General features: G+C 44.2%; 17 protein-coding genes. 7 read left to right on the forward strand and 10 right to left on the reverse strand.

Going from position 1 to position 21,968, the window contains the following annotated elements; translation table 11 throughout:
• On the forward strand, positions 1–402 hold the full coding sequence (locus tag Q0081_RS06490) for a DUF6855 family protein (protein WP_298350491.1): 402 nt from the start codon (positions 1–3) through the stop codon (positions 400–402).
• Between the two features lie 537 nt (positions 403–939).
• Here the strand turns inward: Q0081_RS06490 and Q0081_RS06495 are convergent.
• Positions 940–1,221: a hypothetical protein gene (locus Q0081_RS06495; RefSeq protein ID WP_298350492.1), complete on the reverse strand. Its 282-nt coding sequence runs from the start codon at positions 1,219–1,221 to the stop codon at positions 940–942.
• Positions 1,222–1,554: 333 nt separating this feature from the next.
• On the opposite strand from Q0081_RS06495, the gene Q0081_RS06500 reads away from it, so the two are divergent.
• Complete coding sequence (locus tag Q0081_RS06500) at positions 1,555–2,487, forward strand: ATP-grasp domain-containing protein (RefSeq protein WP_298350494.1); 933 nt, start codon at positions 1,555–1,557, stop codon at positions 2,485–2,487.
• A 5-nt stretch (positions 2,488–2,492) separates the two neighbouring features.
• Here Q0081_RS06500 and pstB read toward each other — a convergent pair whose 3' ends face one another.
• The 5 genes from pstB to Q0081_RS06525 are packed head-to-tail and all read right to left on the reverse strand — an operon-like array spanning position 2,493 to position 5,867.
• Positions 2,493–3,263 (reverse strand): phosphate ABC transporter ATP-binding protein PstB, encoded by a 771-nt coding sequence (pstB, locus tag Q0081_RS06505; RefSeq protein WP_298350496.1) that lies wholly within the window; start codon positions 3,261–3,263, stop codon positions 2,493–2,495.
• Between the two features lie 2 nt (positions 3,264–3,265).
• The gene (locus tag Q0081_RS06510; protein ID WP_298350518.1) at positions 3,266–3,724 is read right to left on the reverse strand and encodes a PstA family ABC transporter permease; all 459 of its coding nucleotides are present in this window, start codon (positions 3,722–3,724) and stop codon (positions 3,266–3,268) included.
• On the reverse strand, positions 3,725–4,123 hold the full coding sequence (locus tag Q0081_RS06515; protein ID WP_298350498.1) for a PstA family ABC transporter permease: 399 nt from the start codon (positions 4,121–4,123) through the stop codon (positions 3,725–3,727). It abuts the gene before it with no gap.
• 3 nt (positions 4,124–4,126) lie between these two features.
• Complete coding sequence (gene pstC, locus Q0081_RS06520; protein ID WP_298350501.1) at positions 4,127–5,020, reverse strand: phosphate ABC transporter permease subunit PstC; 894 nt, start codon at positions 5,018–5,020, stop codon at positions 4,127–4,129.
• Positions 5,013–5,867 (reverse strand): PstS family phosphate ABC transporter substrate-binding protein, encoded by an 855-nt coding sequence (locus Q0081_RS06525; RefSeq protein WP_298350503.1) that lies wholly within the window; start codon positions 5,865–5,867, stop codon positions 5,013–5,015. The genes pstC and Q0081_RS06525 overlap by 8 nt, the downstream gene beginning before the upstream one ends.
• 183 nt (positions 5,868–6,050) lie before the next feature.
• Between Q0081_RS06525 and Q0081_RS06530 the strand changes: the two genes are divergently transcribed.
• The 4 genes from Q0081_RS06530 to Q0081_RS06545 all read left to right on the forward strand — a co-directional run bounded on the left by Q0081_RS06530 (position 6,051) and on the right by Q0081_RS06545 (position 14,974).
• Positions 6,051–7,340, forward strand: coding sequence for a metallophosphoesterase family protein (locus tag Q0081_RS06530; RefSeq protein WP_298350506.1), 1,290 nt, complete (start codon positions 6,051–6,053; stop codon positions 7,338–7,340).
• A gap of 313 nt (positions 7,341–7,653) precedes the next feature.
• On the forward strand, positions 7,654–10,809 hold the full coding sequence (locus Q0081_RS06535; RefSeq protein ID WP_298350508.1) for a SusC/RagA family TonB-linked outer membrane protein: 3,156 nt from the start codon (positions 7,654–7,656) through the stop codon (positions 10,807–10,809).
• A gap of 119 nt (positions 10,810–10,928) precedes the next feature.
• A complete protein-coding gene (locus tag Q0081_RS06540; protein WP_298350509.1) occupies positions 10,929–12,458 on the forward strand; it encodes a SusD/RagB family nutrient-binding outer membrane lipoprotein in 1,530 nt (509 codons plus the stop codon).
• 74 nt (positions 12,459–12,532) lie between these two features.
• Positions 12,533–14,974, forward strand: coding sequence for a bifunctional YncE family protein/alkaline phosphatase family protein (locus tag Q0081_RS06545; RefSeq protein WP_298350510.1), 2,442 nt, complete (start codon positions 12,533–12,535; stop codon positions 14,972–14,974).
• 123 nt (positions 14,975–15,097) lie between these two features.
• Here Q0081_RS06545 and Q0081_RS06550 read toward each other — a convergent pair whose 3' ends face one another.
• From Q0081_RS06550 to Q0081_RS06565, 4 genes are all read right to left on the reverse strand, one after another.
• Positions 15,098–16,792 carry a TonB-dependent receptor gene (locus Q0081_RS06550; RefSeq protein WP_298350511.1) on the reverse strand — a complete coding sequence of 565 codons (1,695 nt, stop codon included), beginning with the start codon at positions 16,790–16,792 and terminating at the stop codon, positions 15,098–15,100.
• A 57-nt stretch (positions 16,793–16,849) separates the two neighbouring features.
• Positions 16,850–18,232: a carboxypeptidase-like regulatory domain-containing protein gene (locus tag Q0081_RS06555; protein WP_298350513.1), complete on the reverse strand. Its 1,383-nt coding sequence runs from the start codon at positions 18,230–18,232 to the stop codon at positions 16,850–16,852.
• A 223-nt stretch (positions 18,233–18,455) separates the two neighbouring features.
• Positions 18,456–19,706: a HAMP domain-containing sensor histidine kinase gene (locus Q0081_RS06560; protein WP_298350514.1), complete on the reverse strand. Its 1,251-nt coding sequence runs from the start codon at positions 19,704–19,706 to the stop codon at positions 18,456–18,458.
• Complete coding sequence (locus Q0081_RS06565) at positions 19,703–20,386, reverse strand: response regulator transcription factor (protein ID WP_298350515.1); 684 nt, start codon at positions 20,384–20,386, stop codon at positions 19,703–19,705. The genes Q0081_RS06560 and Q0081_RS06565 overlap by 4 nt, the downstream gene beginning before the upstream one ends.
• Before the next feature lie 247 nt (positions 20,387–20,633).
• Here Q0081_RS06565 and Q0081_RS06570 point away from each other — a divergent pair.
• A partial coding sequence (locus Q0081_RS06570) for a TonB-dependent receptor (RefSeq protein WP_298350516.1) occupies positions 20,634–21,968 on the forward strand: 1,335 nt, incomplete at its 3' end.

Raw genomic sequence — 21,968 nt, forward strand, 5'->3', positions numbered from 1 at the left:
ATGGAAAATGGAACAAAAGAAAACCCCTGGAAGTTGAAAACTCCCCCGTTGACTTCCGAGTATGAAATGTATAGAGATATAAAGGACGGGAAAGAGGTGATTGTGTGTGTGGTGGGTAAAACCACCTTATTGTACGATTATCGCTCTCTTGAAGACTTGCATGCCATGCTCAAGAATCCCGGCGATTGGATGGAGTTGGGCAGTGCTGACGAGCAAAAAACGGCAAAAGAAGGAACAGTAGAAGCATGGGGGCGTTCCGAATCCAATCCAAACGGAGGTTGGTACGGGGTCAAAAAAGGCCTTCGAGGCAGGTTTGGGATGTATATTCCGCCACTGATGGAAGAGTTGGGGCTTGCGGAAGTAACCCACGATGCCAAAGGTAATAGGATGAGGGCTGTTTGATGAGTAGAAGCATTTTATCTACTACGAATTTATGAAGGGCTACAAAGACAGAATTGTATTATTAAGTAGTAGAGCAAAAGTTTTAGGGTACTTGCTTTGATATAATTCGTTGATTTTAAACGGTTAACAAATAACGATTAACCGCACGGGCGGTCCCGTTGTGCTTTAGCACTTAATTTGGACAGATTAGTCAATTTTCCGCACTTTCTTCTCAGGGTTGGTACAGGGCTGCCCGTGCAGCAGTAAATTGATCTACTTAATCCTATAACATTAAAATTTCTATCGGAATAGTGCTGGATACGCTTTTTCATTTTATGTACTATTTTAAGACAGGGTTTATGAGTCAAAATTTATAAACCCTGTCTTAAGTATTAAGTAATTGAGTATTTAGAAAATGTATAATTATTTGTTTATCAATAACTTGACAAACGCAATACTTGGTACTATTTACTTAATACTCCTTAAAATTGGGGTAGGTTATATTATACCTTCCCAATGGGCTGGAAATCTATGCTGTTGACCTATGAAATATAAGTATTAAGCTGTTGCGGCAACTTTTGCTTCCTTTTTCGAGGGTTTAACTGACTTTTTTGCTTCTGCTACTTTTTTTGCAGCTTTCAGCACCTCTTTTTCGGTCTTTTTTGCTTCTTTTTGCTTCTCATTTTTCTCCTTGCGCTTAATTTTTTCGATTTTCTTCGCCAATTTTTCCGAAGTCTTACTGACTGCTTTTTTTATTTTTTTCGAGGTGGTTTCGTCTATAATCACATCGGCAATTTTTTGGGCGATTTCGCCGGCTTGAGCTCTAATTTTTGATTTCATTTTGGTTTGAACAATTTAAGAAAATGTACGAGTCAAAAAAATTTGCAAATAGATAGCTATTTTTTTGACAAAACAATAGTTAAATATTATGTTTATGTTAAGATTTTTTCAAGCCACCCCCTCCTAAATCTGAACAGTAGGCACTAAAATCGCTATTGTTTTTTCCATAGGGACGGTTCTTTTATTGTGGCTGGCTAAAGTCATTTATTTTGTTTATAATCAATAAATTACCATTAAATTTTTCGATGTAAAACATAACGATTTGTTGACTAAACCTTAACATCCCCCGCTTGACAAAACGCTACTTTCGCAGACAAAAACCATCTCTCTTCGATGAAACTGCTTTATTTATATTCTGACTCAGATTTTACCCCTTGGCGTGAAAACATCAATGCCGCCACCATTGCTTCACTCATTCAGGCAACCCCTGAACATGTCCAATCTTTTGTGACCCATTTCGTTGGTTTTACTGCCGAGTTCGCCGATTTTTTACGTCAGTTCGACCTTGTTTTCAACGTTTGCTATGGGTACGGTGTAGCTGATCAGGTAGAAGTGGTTCGTTGGCTTGATTGGCACGGAGTTAAACATACCGCTAGCTCTTATTCAACCCAACTTTTGGCCATGGACAAAGCCCTTTTGCCCGATATGTGTAAGCAGGTAGGGTTGAATTCCCCTCCTATTTTGCAATTAAATGAATTGGGTGATTGGCCTCTTTCTGAGACTTTTATTGCCAAACATCGCTACGGTAGCCTGCACCGTAATATGCTGTTTTTTAAGAAAGACAGCATTCCTTATCAGCAATTAAACAACTTAGAAGACTATATAATCCAGCCCTATATTGAAGGCCGTGAGTTTACCCTTGCGCTGATTCCTGAAAAAAATGGACTGAACCCTCAATGCCTTCCACCCTTGGAAATTATCCCAAACGACGGCAGAGCTATCTATGTAGCAGGTCAGAGTTATGGACTTACCTATAAAGATTTTCAGCCTGAATTAGATGAAACAATGTATGATACGATGACCGAAGGAATTTTAGCACTGCATAAACTTCTTGAAATAAAAGGAATGTCTCGTACTGACATCCGAGTAGCTAATGACGAGATCTACGTACTTGACATTAATACGATGCCTAACTTAGACCCGCAGCGCAGCTATTTACCGGCCCTTGCCAATCATCACGGAATACAAATGAAGGAACTGATTGAACGAAATATAAAAAGCGCCATGGTTTGGTACGACAGGCAGTTTGTACAGCAGCCTGATTAACTACGTTAACCAAAATGCCCGCCAATGTAATTTTTGGTCAGTTCCTGCGCCGGATTTTGAAAAATAACGGAGGTTTCGTCATACTCTATCAATTCGCCAAGGTACATAAAAGCCGTATTTTCAGATACCCGCAGCGCCTGTTGCATGTTGTGGGTGACGATGACTACCGTATAATCCTTTTTCAACTCCAAAATCAATTCCTCAATTTTTGCGGTGCTGATGGGGTCGAGTGCCGAGCAAGGCTCATCCATGAGAATTATTTCGGGATTGATCGCAATGGTACGGGCAATGCAAAGCCGTTGCTGCTGTCCTCCCGAAAGTCGGTTGGCGGGCTCATTGAGTTTGTCTTTTACTTCGTCAAACAAATAACTTTTACGAAGCGATTCTTCCACAATATCTTTGATTTTGTGCTTGGGGAAACCGTTGATTTTCAGGCCATATTCAATATTTTCGTAAATACTTTTCGGAAACGGATTGGGTTTTTGAAATACCATCCCCACTTTTTTGCGAAGCAAATGTACATTGGTATGATGGTCAAAAATATCGGTAGTACCTACCATTACCTTTCCCGTAATTCGGACATCTGGTGTAAGGTCATGCATCCGGTTCAGGGTGCGAAGTAAGGTAGATTTTCCGCAGCCAGAAGGCCCGATCAAGGCGGTTACTTTTTTCTCGGGAATCTCTAAATTGATATTTTTCAAGGCTTGCTTTGTATCAAAAAACAAGTTCAAATCGCTGATTTGGATGGCAGTTTTGGTGGTGATGAGTGTCTCCATAGTTATTTTGTACGATAACGATTCCGAATCACAATGGCAGTAAGGTTCAGTAAAAACACCAAAATAATCAACACAGAAGCAGTGCCATAAGCCAGCGGCCTGACGGCCTCAATGGACTGGTGCTGCGTAGAAAGCATGTATAAGTGATAGGGCAAGGCCATAAATTCCCCGCTCAGATCGGTGGGAAGGTCGGTAATAAAAAAAGCAACACCCGTGAATAAAATCGGAGCCGTTTCGCCCGCCGCCCGCGATAAACTCAAAATTACGCCCGTTGCAATACCGGGCACCGCCTGTGGCAGGACAATGTCGCGAATGGTCTCAAATTGCGTAGCACCCAACGCCAGCGCCCCTTCGCGCATGGATTGAGGGACGGTTTTGAGGGCTTCTTCGGTGGTAGTAATCAGGTAAGGTAGCGATAGCAAACCCAGCGTTAAGCTCGCTGAAAGTAAGGAGGTTCCCAGTTAAAACAGTTGTACAAATAAAGCCAGACCAAACAGTCCGAATATAATCGAAGGCACTCCTGCCAAATTACGAATCGCCGCCCGAATGAGTTGGGTAAACCGATTGTTTTTAGCATACTCGTTCAAATAAATAGCGCAGGCAATGCCGAAGGGTAACGACAATACGGCCGTAATCAGTGTCAATAACAGCGTACCTACGATCGCCGGCAAAATCCCCCCTTGGGTCATGCCATTCGTAGGAGATTGGGTAATAAAATCAAACGAAACGACGGCCAGTCCTTTAGAAAAAATGGCAAACAAAATACTGAATAAAAACAGGCATACAATCAGGGTACAGGCCAGCAAAACCAGAAACGGCCCCTTATTTTCTTGACGGGTAATGTGGAGTAGGGCTTTCATAGTTTACTGAAATTTCCGAATGTTATTAGCCACTCGTTCAGCCAAAATATTGACCAACATGGTGATAAGAAACAAAACAAAGGCAATGGCAAAAAGAGCGTAGTAGTGAGTGGTTTGATAAGGCACTTCGCCCATTTCGATGGCTATCGTTGCCGTAATGGTGCGTATCGAATCAAAGAATCCTTTTGGGAAAGCCAACGAATTTCCCGTGGCCATCAATACGGTCATCGTTTCACCGATGGCTCGCCCCATACCTAACATCACGGCGGCAATAATGCCCGGGTAGGCGGCAGGAAGCATCACTAAGCGAAGCGTTTGCCATTGACTTGCTCCCAATCCCAACGATGCCTCCTTCAAGGAATACGGGACGGCATGAATGGCATCCTCTGATACGGTAATGATGGTAGGTAAGGCCATAATCGCCAGTAGAATGGCCCCGTTTAGTGCATTCAAACCGTTAGGCAAGCCAAAAACGTTGGAAATTGCGGGGCTAATGACCACAATCCCCAAAAAACCAATCACGACCGATGGAATAGCCGCCAACATTTCGACGGTTGGCTTTAGGATTCTCTTAACAGATTCGCCCGCGTATTCGGAAATAAACAGAGCCGTTCCAACGCCCAAAGGAACCGCTAACAGCATGGCACCCATCGTGACCAACAAAGTACTTACCAACAGGGGCAATAACCCATACACTGAGGTTTTGATGCTGCTCGACGGGTTCCATTGTGAATCAGAGATAAAATCCCACGGGCTGATTTGCGTAAAAAAAGTAATCGTATTGTAGCAAAGCATCACAAAAATGCCCAACAGCACCGCAATACACAGCACCCCCGATGCCTGAAACAGAAAGCGGAACCCATTATCCGATTGTATGCGAAATTGTGTTCTATTCACCGGTAGAGGGAGTTATGGGGAAATACCCATTGGCGACAATGATTTTTTGACCTTCTACGCTTTTTTCAAATTCCAACAAAGACTTGGCTCGGGAGTAAGAACTTTTTAACACATACTGATACAGCGGGCGCTGAAAATAATACCGCTTTTGAAGCACGGCGTTATAATCCAGAGGCGAGTAGGCAGGGCGGTTGTGTTCATAGATGTTGAGAATTTTGTAACCTGAACCCTGTTTTTTTCCATTTTTAACCACGTAACCCGCTCCTACGTACCCAATTCCCCCTTTGTCTGCCTTCACGGCTTCAATGATTTGGGCATTTCCGTTCATTTCTTTGGCATAAAGCGAAAACTCAATGCCCAGTTTGTTTTTCAAATAACTGTGGGTACCAGAATTGCTTTGACGGCCATACAGTGAAATAGGTAATTTGTCGGACGTAAGGAGTTGCCAATTAACTACTTCGCCGCTAAAAATCTTTTTGACCTCCTCAATGGATAAAGAATCAATGGGCAAATCGTCATGAACAATGATGGCCAAAGCATCCTGAGCAAAGACAAAAGGTATGATTTCGATGCCTTTTTGTTTGAATAACTGCACTTCATAGGGATTAATGGGACGTGAAGAATTGGCAATATCGGCCAAACCATTCAGCAACGAAGCAATTCCCAAACCCGACCCTCCTCCGGAAATGGAAAGTTGTCGGTCGTCATGTTGTTGATGATACGCCTCGGCCAACAACACCGAAAGATTCACTTCTGTATCAGAACCTTTGATTTTGAGTAAATGATTTTTTCCGTTGCACGCCAAAAGCGAAAAGAGGGAAAGGTAAGACAGCCAATGAAGACGCATCCCGCTTTGAAAGTAGTTCTTATCAAATTTAGTAATAAGACATAAGAAATGACAGCGCTTAGTGAAGAGTTAACTAAAAGATAACACAAATACAGCGTGTCTTATCTAAACCAGCTGTGTATATTTCGATCCAAAAACTGGCATGAATTACCTGCCCATTTCCTATCAATTGAAAATTTGTTTATGAAAAAACTACTCATTCCTTTCTTAATCCTTAGTATGATTGTCTCAGAAAATAGTTGTGCACAACCGTCTGCTTTGGTACGGGGCCCTTATTTACAGGTGCTTACCCCCATTTCCATTACCATTCGCTGGCGAACCGCTCAAGCGGAAGACAGTCAAGTGCTTTTGGGGACGAAGGCTGATAAATTGACCAAAAAGGTAGTGGATGTAAAACCCGTCATTGACCACGAAGTAGTAATAGCAGGACTCAAACCTAACACCCGTTATTTTTACAACGTGGGTTCGCGTACCAAAATGGCTCCCAAAGATGCCGACCAATTTTTTACTACGGCTCCCGTACCCGGTTCGACGCAGCCCATTCGGATTTGGGCATTAGGCGACTTTGGCAACAGCTCCCAAAATCAGTTTGATTGCCGTGATGCTATCCTCAAAGCTACCGCCAGCCACCGACCTGACGTTTGGCTTTGGTTGGGCGATAATACCTACAATACCGGCTTGGAAGAAGAGTATCAAAAGCACGTTTTTGAGGTTTATCAGAAAGATTTACTTAAAAATATGCCCTTTTTTGCTACGCCTGGCAATCATGACTACGGTGGTCATCTGGAAAGTACTACCATTCCGTACTTCAATATTTTCTCCATGCCCCAAAAAGGCGAAGCGGGGGGCGTTGCATCGGGTTCAAAATCGTATTATTCCTTTAATTATGGCAATGTCCATTTTGTTTCGCTGGACTCGGAAGGTATCTTGGATGGGGGACAAATTTTATCCGATACTACTGGCAAGCAGGTAACTTGGCTCAAAAAGGACCTAACCGCCAATAAAATGCCGTGGACGATTGTATTTTGGCATCACCCACCCTATTCCAAAGGCTCTCACGACTCGGATACGGAAGAAAAAATGGTAAAAATCCGTGAAAAACTGCTGCCTGTTTTGGAACAGTTCAACGTAGATTTGGTCTTGGGCGGCCACAGCCATGTGTATGAACGCACCCACCCGATTTTGGGACATACGGGTTTGTCGGAAAGTTTTGACCCAGCCAAACACGTCGTTGAACAGAAAGATGCTCCTGACCAATACCATGTCAAAGGCCGTCAGGGGGTGATTTACATCGTCAATGGTTCGGGCGGGCAAATAGGCGGACATGAACCGGGCTACCCGCTCAAAGCCGCCGCTTATTCCAACAATACCCAAGGCGGTTCGCTTATTTTGGACGTAGTGGGCAACAAACTCGAAGCTCGTTGGATTTGTGCTGACGGCGTAGTCAGAGACCGTTTTTCCATTGTAAAATAAAATCTAAAAATCAACCACCAGCCTATAAACCATGATTGATGGAAAAATGGTGTTTGAATCAAAATGAGCAATGTCCTTTTGCCTGACTTGCTTTAAGAAACTAAAAATCCCCACTTCTCAGTGGGGATTTTTTTATTGATTCCCGACCCTTCAAAACATAACACACTCTTAAACTTCTCATAACATCCAACCTGCAACTTCATGGTAATTTTGCAAATGGGTTAACCCTAACTAAAAAGTCGCAGCCGCTGGAACGGCTACGACTTGGATTGTCTTCAGCTTTCTTTCAATTCACTAAAAACATTGTAAAATTATGAAAAAAAATCTACTTCTAAGTGGATTATCGCTTCTGTTGGGTTGGGTTGTTACATTGAGTACGCTCGCCCAAACCAACGCCGTCACCGGCAAGATTACCTCCGTGGCCGGAGAGGCCATTCCGGGCGTAAACGTCCTCGTGAAAGGCACCAATACGGGCACCACTACGGATGCCAACGGCGTGTACAAAATCAATGCCGTTTCCAACACATCCATCCTTACTTTCTCGGCCATTGGGTTTACATTGCAGGAAATCAAGGTCGGTAATCGCAGTACGATTGATGTACTGTTGCAGGAAGACACCAAGCTGCTCAATGAGGTGGTGGTTACCGCTTTAGGTATCAAACGGGAAGAAAAGTCGCTGGGATTTGCGGCGCAAACCATCAATGCCAACGCCGTGGTAGATGCCAAATCCAACAACTGGGTCAATACACTTTCGGGCAAAGTGGCGGGTCTCAACATTCAGGGCGTAGGCGGTGGGCCGATGGGTTCATCGCGGATTACGTTGCGGGGAGAGTCGTCGCTCAATTTGGAAAACAACCAAGCCCTGATTGTGGTAGACGGCGTACCCATCAGCAGCAAAATCACGAGTACTGGCTTTAATTCACACCTTTCGGCAGACAGCCCAATTGACTACGGCTCTACCGTTTCCGACCTGAACCCCGACGATATTGAAAAAGTGACGGTGCTGAAAGGCCCGGGCGCTACGGCATTGTACGGGAGCCGGGCGGCAGGAGGTGCGCTTATCATTACTACCAAAACAGGGGCACGAAAAGACCGGGGAATCGGGGTTACGTTCAATACGAATTTTAACATTGAGCAGGTAAATCGTTGGCCCGATTATCAATTTGAATACGGTGAAGGGCGTACCGATGTGTATTACTCTTATTTAAACAGCGCCGACGGTATCAATACAGGCACCACCGCCGCCGCAGGTCGGGCGTGGGGTCCCAAATTTAACGGACAATCGTACTTCCAATACAATCCCAACGCACCCGATGGCAAACCTACGGAGCGCACGCCCTGGGTTCCTTACAAAGACTATATTTCGGGCTATTTCCAAACAGGGCGCACCTTTTCCAACAGTATCTCGCTCGAAGGCGGCACCGAAAAAGGCTCGGCGCGATTTTCGTTTACGCACCTCAAAAATGAGTGGATTGTTCCCAATACGGGTTTTGAGCGCATCAACGCGGCTTTGTCGGTCAATCAACAGTTGTCGAGCAAGCTCAAAATCATGGGAAAAGCCAATTACACCAACAAACGGAGTAACAACCTGCCGGCAGCGGGCTACAACAATCAATCGTTGATGTATTTTGTGATTATCGGTCCCTCACCCAACGTTAGGCCCGAATGGTACAAACCCTACTGGCAGCCGGGTTTAGAGGGAATCCAACAACGCAACCCGTTCAATCCCGGTCCGGATAACCCGTATCTGGACATGTACGAGATGTTGAATAAAATGAACAAACACGGACTGATCGGTAACATTTCAGCCAATTATGAAATCTCGCCGAAGTTAGATTTATTGGTCAGAACGGGTACGGACATGTCGTTTGAATATCGCTCGCAGCAACGGCCTTTCAGCATGACCAAGTACCCAAGGGGAATGTTCAGAGAGCAAAATGTTTTCAGTTACGAATCAAACACCGACTTTTTGCTGACGTACAAAGATAATTTTACCAACAAAATCAGCGTCACGGCTTCGGCGGGTGGGAATGCCATGCGCCAAACCTACGATTTTGCCGGCATGTACGCCGATCAATTGGCTCAGCCCGGTATTTATCAGATTTCCAACAGTTTAGACCAAGCCGTCGCCGATCCGTTGAAGACAAAAAAAGCCATTAACAGTATCTACGGAGCCGCGCAGTTTGCCTACGACGAGAAGGTTTTTCTGGACGTAACGGGTCGCAATGACTGGTCGAGTACATTGCCCTTTGCCAATAACTCGTTTTTCTATCCGTCGGTCAGCAGCAGTTTTTTATTGAATGAGTTATTCAAAATGCCCGATGCCGTATCGTTTGCCAAATTCCGGGCTTCGTGGGCACAGGTAGGAAATGACACACGTCCCTACCAAACGACTCGTTATTACGACCGTATTTACGGAAACAGTTTTACCAATCCGGGTACGCTGTTCAACGCCAACCTCAAACCTGAAATTACCTCAAGCTACGAGTTAGGTTTGGATGTACGCTTGTTCAAAAATCGACTCGGTCTGGACGTGGCTTATTACAACAACAACAGCCGCAACCAAATCTTGGCCGTGCCGCTTGACCCCACTTCGGGTTTCTCAAACGCTCTTATCAACGCGGGGCTCATCAACAGCCAAGGTATAGAAGTTAAATTGACGGGTAAACCGATTGTTAAACCCAATTTTACGTGGAATTCTACGGTGATTTGGTCACGCAACCGCAGTCACGTACGCGAATTGGCTGCCGGTATTACCAACCAAACCATTTACAGCCACAGCGGCAACGTCACCATTGAAGCCCGCGTGGGTGGCTTGATGGGCGATATGTATGGACGTGGCTTTCAGCGTTCGCCCGATGGTCAAATCATTTATTCGTCCAATGGTTTGCCGGCCCAACTTGACCCAACCACCAAAAAATGGGGCAATGCTTTTGCCGATTGGAAGGGAAGCTTCATGAACGAATTTACGTATAAAGGCTTGAAATTAAGTGTATTATTGGATGGTCAAATGGGCGGAAGCATGTATTCACAAACCAACCATAAAAACAACACACTCGGCAAAACCCGCGTGACGTTGCCCGGCCGCGATGGAGGCCTGATTGGCGAAGGCGTGGTTTTACAGGCCGATGGTTCGTACAAACCTAATACGGTAAAAGTGGCAGCAAGCGCTTATTACGACAATTATTACCAAATCAGCAACGCCGAAGTCAACATTTTTGATGCTTCGTTTTTGAAAATTCGGGAAGTCCGTTTTGAGTTTAATTTACCGCCAAAGTTGCTCAACAAAGTAGGAGTTCGTCAAACGAGCGTAGCTTTGTTTGGAAGGGATTTGTTTGACTTCACTAAGTTTCCGGGCTTCGACCCCGAAGGTGGTAACCTCAACGGCGGTACGCTTACCCCGGGCGTCGAGCTAACGCAGTTTCCGTCGGCACGGAGCATGGGCGTAAACTTGACTTTTAAGTTTTAAAAAGCCCAGCCCCCAAACCCCCAATGGGGGCTTTATTTTACTGAGATCTTTGCTTTTCAGCCTTTTTCAGATGGGCTAATTTGAAGTTCTATTTTTATTCTCAAAACGATTCATAAAAAATGAAAAATATTCTAAGACACATTTATAAAGCCCTGTTAATTTTAGCCCCCTTTGGGGCGGTCCGACGATTCGGTTTGGGGGCTGTTTTGTTGATGGTGGCATCCTGCACATCCAACTTTGAAGAAATCAATACCGACCCCAACCGTCCCGAAAAAGTGAATCCCGGCGTGATTTTGGGGCAAATGCAGTACCGAATCATCAACAGCGGCGTTTCGGCAGCGCGTGGTTTTACGCACGAACTGATGCAGGTGGATGCGCCGCGCTCCAGCACAAGCGGACAGGGCTTGCACCGGTACGCAGTCAATCCGGGGGCAGGCGTTTGGTCCGGTTTTTACCAAAACCTGACGGATATTGAGGATATTTACAAAGTGGCCGACGGCTTGAAAGAGAATAATTACAAAGCCATTGCGCTGGTGTATAAATGCTGGGCGTATTCGATTCTCACCGATTTGTACGGAGATGTGCCCTATTCGCAGGCCATCAAAGCGACCGAAAGTAACTTTAAACCCGCTTTCGACAAGCAAAAAGACATTTATACGCAGATTTTGAAAGACTTGGAAACGGCTAACGGCTTGTTTGATGACACCAAGATTTTAACCTTTGGCGGTGATTTGGTATATAATGCCAATGTACTGACCGGAACAAAAAACGTCGGAATTCAGCGCTGGAAAAAATTTGCCAATTCGCTCAAATTGAGATTGTTACTCCGCCTTTTAAAACGTGATGGGGAGATCAATGTGAAAGAGCAACTTACTGCTATGCTGGCCGATGCGACAAAATACCCTACTTTCTCAGCCACGGCCGACGACGCGATTTTTCGCTATCCCGGCACATTTCCGTATTTTAATCCTTATTACAACGCCCGCACCTTGGACTGGCGCGACGGTACCTATTTCACCGAATTTTTCCTTGATCCCATGAACGCAACAAACGACCCGCGTCGTGCGATATGGGCTATTCCTGTCACAGTTGCGGGGGTTCCCACCTTCAAAGGCATTCAGAGTGGTTATCCCACTACGCTTGAATACGTCGTAGGACAGAACTCAAGTTATACCGATGCGCTCAAAACCTTGCCGCAAGTGGGGGTAATGATGACTTTTGCCGAAACCGAATTCATTAAAGCGGAACTCGCCCTCAAAGGCTATACAACAGGTAAAACGTCAAAGGCACACTACGAGGCTGGGATTGCTTCTTCGATGGTGCAGTGGGGAGCCACGATGCCGGCCACATTTTTGACCCAAAAAGGAGTAGCTTATGACGCCACGGCAACTTCTGAGAAGCAGTTGGAACAAATCATGCTGCAAAAATATTACGCTTATTTTTTCGTGGATTACCAAGCCTGGTTTGAGAAGCGTCGCACGGGTTATCCCGTTTTACCGCGAGGCACGGGCATTCCGACCGAAAATAAATTCCCAAGTCGTGTGCCGTATCCTACTTATTTACAATCGCTTAACCCCGAGGGGTTAGCGGCGGCAGTGGCTTCGATGGGTGGCGATAAAAGTGATGTGAAAGTTTGGTGGGAGAAATAACATCTAACCTGTACAAGGTTTTGAATCTTATACAGGTTTCTCTGGAAATATTGAATTCTTAAAAATAATCCAAAATGAAACAATTCCTAACCCTTTTCCTGCTTATTGCGTCGTTGGCAACAGTGGCCCAAAATCTTGATAATCAGCTCGAAAGTCGTCGTGTGATGCTGCCCAATGGCTGGTCGCTGACCCCGGCGGGGTGGTCGTTGGAAGTGGGCGATCTGCCGTTAAACATCGCCGTATCTTCTTCTCAAAAATTCATGGCCGTCACCAACAACGGACAGGGGAAACAGACGATTCAGTTGATTGATACCAAGACCGAAAAAATCCTGGACAACGTCGAAATTCCCAAATCGTTTTACGGACTGAAATTCAGTCGTGACGAAAAATCGCTCTATGCTTCGGGCGGAAACGACAATTGGATTTTGAAGTACGCCATCGTCGAAAACAAGCTTGTGGTCAAAGACAGCTTGATTCTCGGCAAAAAATGGCCGAATAAGATTTCTCCCGTAGGTATCGAAATAGACGATGAACGCCAATTGCTGTACGCTGTTACCAAAGAAAACAACTCGCTTTACATTCTGGATTTGAACACCAAAGCCCTTGTTTACGAGCAAAATATGGGCCACGAAGGGTACACCTGCGTCCTTTCACCCGACCGTAACACCTTGTATATTTCTCTTTGGGGCGGGCGTAAAATTGCTTTTTTTGATACCCAAACCCGTAAAATCACGAGCACAATTGCCGCTTCGTACAACCCTAACGAGCTAATTTTGAACAGGAAAGGCACACTTATGTATGTAGCAAACGCAGGCGACAACAGCGTGTCGGTGATTGATACCAAACAGCAAAAAGTCATTGAAGTGCTGGACGCTGCCCTGTATCCCAATTCACCGGTCGGTTCGGTGACCAATGGCGTGGCTTTGTCGAAAGACGAAAAAACGCTTTACATTGCCAACGCTGACAACAATTGCTTGGCCGTTTTTGACGTAAGTACCAAAGGAAGAAGCGTGTCCAAAGGATTCATCCCCGTAGGCTGGTATCCGACCAACGTACGCGTCATCGGCAGTAAAATTTTCGTAGCCAATGGCAAAGGATTTACCTCGTTTGCCAATCCGAAAGGCCCGCAACCGGTCAGTAACGCGGTACGTTCCGAGTCCCACTTAGGCGAAGATACGCGGGGGCAGTACATCGGTAATCTAATGAAAGGTACGCTCAGTATCATTGACAGCCCCAACGAAGCTACTTTGGCCGTTTATTCCCGAAAAGTGTATGCCAATACGCCTTACAAAAAGGAAAAAGAACTCGCCACGGACGGGGAGGCAGGCAACCCGATTCCGATGAAAGTGGTCGGACCGTCGCACGGAGAAAGTTCGCCCATCAAACACGTGTTTTACATTTTGAAAGAAAACCGCACGTATGATCAGGTTTTTGGAGACATAAAAGAAGGCAACGGCGACACCACGCTCTGTTTGTTTGGTGAAAAATATACGCCCAATCAACACAAATTGGCCAGAGAATATGTATTACTCGATAATTTTTACGTAGATGCCGAAGTAAGTGCCGACGGGCATAACTGGAGCTTGGGAGCCCACGCCAACGACTATTTGGAAAAAACCTGGCCAACGGGCTACGGACGCCGCGGAGGCGTCACTGAAGGAATGGGACGGCGCGAAATTGCCAATGACAAAGATGGATTTATCTGGGATTTCTGCAAACGTAAAGGCGTCAGTTACCGGACCTACGGCGTTTTTGCCGACGATAAAAAAGGCAATATTCCGGTATTGGACAAAGACCACGTTTGTTCCTATTTCACGGGCTATTACAATCAAAAAGTAAAAGATACAACCCGCGTTAACCAGTGGAAGCGCGATTTTGACTCGTTAGTAGTAGCCAAAGCCGTACCCGCTTTCAACTCCATTCGGCTCGGTTCTGACCATACCCAAGGCATGGCCGTGGGACGACCTACCCCGTATGCCTGCGTTGCGGACAACGATTTGGCCGTTGGGATGTTCATTGAGCATTTGAGCAAAAGTCCCGTTTGGAATCAGTCAGCCGTCTTTATTTTGGAAGATGACGCTCAAAACGGCCCTGACCACGTAGATGCGCATCGTTCCACTGCCTTGGTAGTGAGCCCTTATACCAAACGTAAGTTTGTAGACCATACCATGTATTCTACCTCAGGGATGTTGCGCACCATAGAACTTATTTTGGGCTTACCTCCGATGAGTCAGTATGATGCAGCGGCTACGCCGATGTTTCGCAGTTTTACTCCTGTCCCTGATTTTACCCCTTTTCAGGCACTGCCTTCTGCCGTCAATCTGGATGAAACCAACAAAGTAGCCTCGCGTTGGTCCACTATTTCGGAAGGGTTTGATTTTACCGAAGTTGATAGAAATGATGATAATTTATTCAACGAAGTGCTTTGGAAAGGCTTGAAAGGCGACAACTTTACCTTACCCGTTCCCCGTCGAAGTGCGTTTGTTAAAGTAGTAAAAATGGATGACGACGATTAAATATTAGCAGCATGTAAACCTACCTAAACCGAGAGTAAAAATTCTATTTGGCCGTTTGCTCAATAAAAATCCCCGCTGAAAAGCGGGGATTTTTTTATCGGTGTCAGAAAAAAAAGAAAATAATTAAAAGCGATAACGCAAACCTACCTGAATCTGCCAACGTGAATTTAAGGTAAAATCGTTGAAATAGGTTTGTTTTTGAGACGCATCAAAACTGTAAGTAGGCACTCCATTATCAACACTCACCCCAAGTGGCTGAGCCAATCGAGTAGAAGAGGCCAACTGACGGACACCCCAATTAGGGCTGATTAAGTTTCCAAGGTTCAATACGTCTACACTCAACTGAATTACGTTTTTATTGGGCAAATTATAATCCTGTAAAATCCGTAAATCCCATTTGGAATACCAAGGGTTCAGTGAAGCAAATTTTTCGGCATATTGTCCGCGACGACTGCTCAAATAATCATCCTGCGCAATAAACGACTTCAAACCCGAGCGTTGTGCAGATTGCTGGGCAGCAGCACCCGAAAACTTCATTTGGTCGATCTGAGCATCGGTAGGGATGAATAGTAGATCGTTGTTGGTACCACCGTCATTGTTGATGTCTCCTGAATAGGTAAAACTGTAACGATTGCCTTGTACGTATTCGGCAAACAACGAGAAATTAGTTGCCCATTTACCACCACCGTATACATATTTTTTTGCCAATACGCCCACAAAACGGTGACGATTACCGAAAGGAGAAGGTCCCAGAATCGGACGGTTTGAGTTTTGTACATCGGCCGGATTCAAATCATAAACGTCGGAGGAGATTTCAACGGTCGTGGAAGCTCCGTCTTTGGCATCCAAAAAGTTATAACCTCCTTTGACAAATAAGCCATTTGCCCACGTTTTTTCAGCTTGAAGTTGAAGGTTAAATGTACTGCCTAAATTACTGTTTGTGAATACGTAAGCGTTAGTTACTCCCCCAAAATCATGTTTAGCTCGGTCGCTGTCATTATAAATGGGACGAGTCTCTACCCCCTGCAAACGACCCGATGGTGTTTTCAATCCCCAGTTTTGCACCATTACCGCGTTGACGTCCTTGGTATAAATCACGTCAGCCGATACCAGCCAGCCTGACTTGAACTTATGGTCATAGCCCAAATTGGTACGCCAAACCTGCGGAAACTTGAAGTTAGGGTCAGTCACGCAATAAAAATAAAAGGCAGGGTTAGCTACTTGGTTTCCAATCCATACAAATGGAAAACGCCCGGTGAATAAACCTGAACCACCGCGTAATTGCTGCGAGCGATCCCCTTTTACGTCATAATTGAAGCCAATCCGGGGAGAAAACAATGGTTTTTGAGCAGGAAGAGTTGTACTGCTCAGTTTAACGGGTTGGGCATCACCATTAAAATATTGAACATTAGGTTGGTAATCGCCTACCCGCTTGATGTTTTCTTCGGCCAATTGTGGCGTATTGAAATACAACGGCATATCCAGACGTAAACCGTACGTTAAAGTGAATTTATCATTGACCGAAAATTCATCTTGTCCATAAACCGCCCATTGTCCAAGTGTAGTTTGGGCCAACGCCCACGTACCTTTGGCGTTATTATTGGTATAAGCCGCCTTTGCACCCGCTACTTCTGCCGCAAAACCTGCTGATTTTATAAATGTGGCAGCCGTAGAAATATCTTCGCCAGGGCCAAAGAACACCCTCGCACCGTAGCCTGTCAGGTTAAAGGAGTTATCAAAGCTAAAACGTTCAAGGCTCGTTCCCAACGTAAATGTGTGTTTACCGGCATAAATATTGAAGTTATCCGTAAACTGCAAAACACGTTGTTTAAGACGGTTATTGATTGAAAAAGGCTCGTGGCCTGCTACAATGTATCACACTCCGTCTTTGGCAAAGTTTAATACAGGAAAAGGAGCCGAGAATGGGTCGCGGGTGTCATTAAATTGGGCAAAGCCCACTTGTAGCTTATTCGAAAATTTGCTACCAAATTGAGATTTCAAATCTACAATACCCGACAAAATCTTGTTGTTGATGCGGTAGCCCGAATTATAATATTGCAACGTAATCGCATCCGGTCCGCGCCGGCCAATGGCGGTTGGGTTAGCAGGTTTGTCTTTGAAGGCGTCTAAAAAATTGACCGTGGCTGAGAGTTTGTGGTTTTGGCTGATGTTCCAATCCAGTTTAAATAACCCTTTTTGGTTATTGGCGTTGTGTTTGTAATTCTCGTAAGGCCCTGTTTCGTAGTTATAGGTTTGACGCAGCAAGTTAGAAACATTGTCTAAATCAGAAGCTAAAACGCGCGAAACGTTTGCTCCTGCGGTACCGCGATTCGCCAGAAAATAAGACCCTAAATCGGAACGACGTTCCAGTTCAAAGTTGGCAAAGAAAAACAATTTGTCTTTGATAATCGGACCACCTAACGCAAAACCCGCCTGTGACGCACTTAAATCACCGCGCGTTACTTCCGTATCTTTTACTTTAATCCCAATCATGCTTTTGTTACGAAAAAACGCAAAAGCTGTTCCGGTAAATTTGTTCGTACCCGATTTAGTAACGGCGTTGATGGACGCTCCCGTAAAACCTGCCTGAGTTACGTCATAAGGAGCGATGGATACCTGGATTTGGTCAATGGCATCCAATGATACGGCCTGCGCATCCGTCTGCCCGCCGGGAGTAGCGGCATCCAAACCAAAGGGGTTGTTGAAAATGGCACCGTCCAACGAGTAGTTGTTGTACTGGCTGTTGCGTCCGTCAAAGGAGCCGCCCTCTGCCGCCATAGGAGTAAGGCGGGTATAATCAGAAGCCGAGCGCGAAATGGTAGGGAGCGTTTGCAGCTGGGTATTGTCAATGTTGAGGGCTGCACCCGTACGTGTGCTGTTTAGAATAGGGTCTGCCTTGATGACTACTTCCTGCAAGGTGGAAGCGTCACTTTTTAATTTGGAATTCAATACAAATTTTTGGCCGAGTTGGAGGTTAATACCCTCGTATTTTTCGCCTTTAAAACCTACGTAAGATACCACCACCTCATAAGGCCCGCCAACGCGCATATTGGGGATTGTAAAACGCCCGTCGTTGATGGTAACGACACCGTATTGGGTACCAGAAGGTACATGTTTGGCCACCACAGTTGCCCCAAAAAGGGGTTCTCCTTTGTCATCCGTTACGGAACCATTCATTGAAGCTGTTGTCACTTGGGCATACAGAGCAGTTGTACTTAGCCAAGAAACGAGTAAAAAAAGTACATGTTTTAATCTCATAGGTAAATGTAGTTTAGCGTGTTGATGTTAATTAATTTTAATTTAAACCACACAATATAAGCCTCAAATGTTAATTTAATATTATCAAATTGTTATTTCATTAATATTACAGTGAAAGTATTAAAATTGTACCTTTTTTAGGTATCGAAGATTAAGTTGTTTAGATTCAGACACTAAAGACTATCTTTTGGCCTGAGACCAACGGAAGTTAAGTAGGTAAGTATCAAAATTGCACCCGTAGAGTGTGAATATTCCCCTGGTAATCGTAATGAATTTTGAATTGGGCATAGTCACAGATTTCTTTTACAATGGCCAATCCCAATCCTAATGAATCTGAATTAGGGTTGGCTTTATTAAATCGATCAAAAAAAGCCTCTGCGGGTTGAGTAGGCGCCGTACCCGAATTGGATACTGTTAAGTAAGTTTCGGTAAGAATAATTTCCAATGTACCGCCGTGCGTATTGTGCTTGATGGCATTACTTATCAAATTAGTAAGCATTACTCGGGCCAAAGGCGCGTTCATTTGTACCCAACGATCCGTAAGTGCAGATTTAACCGTTAGGTTTTTGGCAGTAATAAAGTCTTCAAAAAGAGGCAATTTGGCTTCGATGAGCTCTTTCAGATTAAGACGCTCTATATGGACAAACTGATTGTTTTCTATTTTTGTCAGCAACAAAAGCGCTTGATTCAATTTAGACAGTCGCCCAGTGGTTTCATAAATTATCTGTAGATTCTGCATTTGTTCACGAGATAACTCTTCGTCCTGTATCATCACTTCCAACTTACTTTGAATAATAGCCAAAGGCGTTTGAATTTCGTGAGAGGCATTCTCCGTAAATTGTTTGAGGCTTATAAAATCTGCCTGAATTTTACGGGTCATTTTATCCACCACTTCATTTAATTCACTAAACTCCTCGATGGAGGTATGGCTCAGTTGTAAGTGGGTCTGCTGATTGATGCTGTAATTTTTCAGTTTAGCCAACGTATCATAAAAAGGTTGCCAAACCTGTCTGGAAATCCGGCGATTTATGAGTAATAAACAAATCAACAGTACAGCTAACAGCAATGCCTGCGAAATAACAATTGTTTCAATAAGTTCATGATTTTCCAGCATCGAACTACGAATGACAAGGCGGTGGGGGTTTCCGTAAATAGTAGCTTGAGTGACCAATTCCCGAAAGTAATCGTCTTTACCCATTATTCTGTCGTAGATACTGTCGGGTAGAGGTGCGGTATCGGAAGGCAAACGCGAGACCTCTATATCATCCTCAAAACGCGTCCAATTCTTTATTTCCAGTTCATTATTGATTTCTCCTAATTTAGAAACCACAAATTCCTTTCGGCTTTGGAGTGTACTGTCTGCCTGTTTTGCAAAAAGATGATGCAATACAAAATAAAAGATGGGAATAGATACCAGCAAGACTAAAATTGAAGCAATAATATACGCTGTTGCGGTGCGGTTGAGTAGTCTCATTTGGTTTGCTCGGTAAATTTATATCCCATGCCATACACGGATTTTATGTAGTCAGAACAGCCTTTTTCAATTAATTTTTTACGCAGGTTTTTGATATGTGTATAAATAAAATCCAGTGAATCCAACGAATCGGCATGTTCTCCCCACAGGTGTTCGGCAATGGATTCTTTGGTTAAAACACGATTTTGGTTGGCAATGAAATAGAGCAGCAAATCCAGTTCTTTTTTAGTCAACACAAGGGCTTCCTGATTTACGGAGACCTCCAAAGAGTCTGTCTGTATCGTAATTTCTCGAAAAACTACGTCTTGCTTTCCATGAAAAGCTCGCCTTCGGATAAGCGATTTAATGCGAGCGTTGAGTTCTGATAAATGAAAAGGTTTGGTTATATAGTCATCAGCCCCAATCTCTAACCCCATGATTTTGTCATCCAACGAATTTTTAGCTGAAATGATGATAATCCCGGCCGCTGTATCCAGACGTTGCAGTTGTTGGACCAAGTTCAGACCAGTACCGCCCGGTAGAGTAATATCAATCAAAGCACAGTCGTAAAGAAATAGCTGAATTTTTTCAGAAGCCTTCTTAAAATCAGCGGCCCATTCACAGATATAGCCTTCGTGAGTCAAATAATTAATGACTGATTCTGCCAAATGTTTTTCGTCTTCTACCAATAGTAATTTCATAGATTTTCTTCTTCAGGCAAATTTAAAAAGACATGCTGACAAATTACGGTACTGTACCTTAATGATAGAATGAAAATCACAGAAAAATAATAGTTGAGACATTTTAAGGCTCTAAATTTATTGAATTGTTAAATTCAACCTATTTGCCGAAAAAACCAAAATTGATACAGAATTGAGGGTCTAATATTGGGGTCAAGTTTAATCGCTGCCTCTTACAAGCGTATTTTATCACTTTATTATTAGTTACATGAAATTAGTTTTATCCAATTTTTTGTTTTTTCTGTTTTTTCAAACGGCATTTGCAGGGAATATAAAAGGTACCATTGCTGACCGGAAAACGGGGGAATCACTGGTGGGAGCAACAGTCCGACTCGACAAAACAAATTTAGGCACAATTGCCGGCTTAGACGGCAGTTACGAAATAAAAAATGTACCCACAGGTACCTATAAAATGGTTGTCCGGTATGTAGGGTACCAAACCATCGAAAAAGAAGTAACAGTTACTTCAAATACGCTCATTGAAAATTTCACCATTGCGGAAGGCAACAAAGAATTGAATGAAGTGGTGGTCATGGGCCAAGGAGATCGCGAAAGTGAATTAAGTGCCCGAAAAACCGAGCAGAAATCGGATAACGTGCTGAATATCATCAGTGCAAAAACAATTCAATTGCTTCCCGACATTACCGTCGGAAATATCCTGCAACGCGTTTCGGGCGTATCGGTAGTCAGAAATAGTACAGGTGATGGACAGTATGCAGTCATCAGAGGCATGGACAAGCGCTATAATTATACTTCCATTAACGGAGTGAAAATTCCGAGCCCTGACAACAAAAATCGCTATGTTCCTATGGATATTTTTCCTGCTGATTTGCTGGAAAGGCTTGAAGTGGTAAAAGCCCTGACCCCCAATATGGAAGGCGATGCCATTGGAGGGGCCATGAATATGGTCATGAAAAGCGTTCCTGATTACCTGATTGTTTCTGCAACAGCTTCGGGCGGATACAGTCAATTGTTCCGCAGTCAGCCTTTTGAAGGATTCAGAACTAAGGACGTCCAATTTAAATCGCCTTCTGAAATTCACGGCAATTTATACGTGGCCAAAACTTCGGATTTTTCAGTCAAAAACTTGCAGTACAAAACGGTTTCGTTGCCTGTCAACAGCCTTTTAAGTTTATCCTTGGGAAATCGTATTTTCAACCATAAGTTAGGCTTTCTTTTGGGGGGAAGCTATCAACATACGTATCGAGGCAGTAATTCTTCTTTTTTTAGTTTAAACGGGCAACCCAGCCCCGACCCTGTTGCGAATACACCGCTTTTTGAGTCGGTTCAGAAACGAACCTATTCCAACGAGCAAGCTCGTTTGGGGTTGAATCTGAAATTAGACTACGCATTTAACAGTCGTAATAAATTGAGTTTATACAACCTGTTTATGCAATTGGACGATTGGCAGCATCGCCACGTTTTAAGCAATCAATTGACTTTGTTTGGTGACGTGGGCAACAATGACCGCTCGGTCTTTCGTCGTCAAAATGTGTATAATTCAACTTTGCAGGGCGATCATTTACCTACCGACAAACTTAAA

It is taken from the genome of Runella sp. (assembly GCF_027484545.1).
Lineage (GTDB): Bacteria > Bacteroidota > Bacteroidia > Cytophagales > Spirosomataceae > Runella.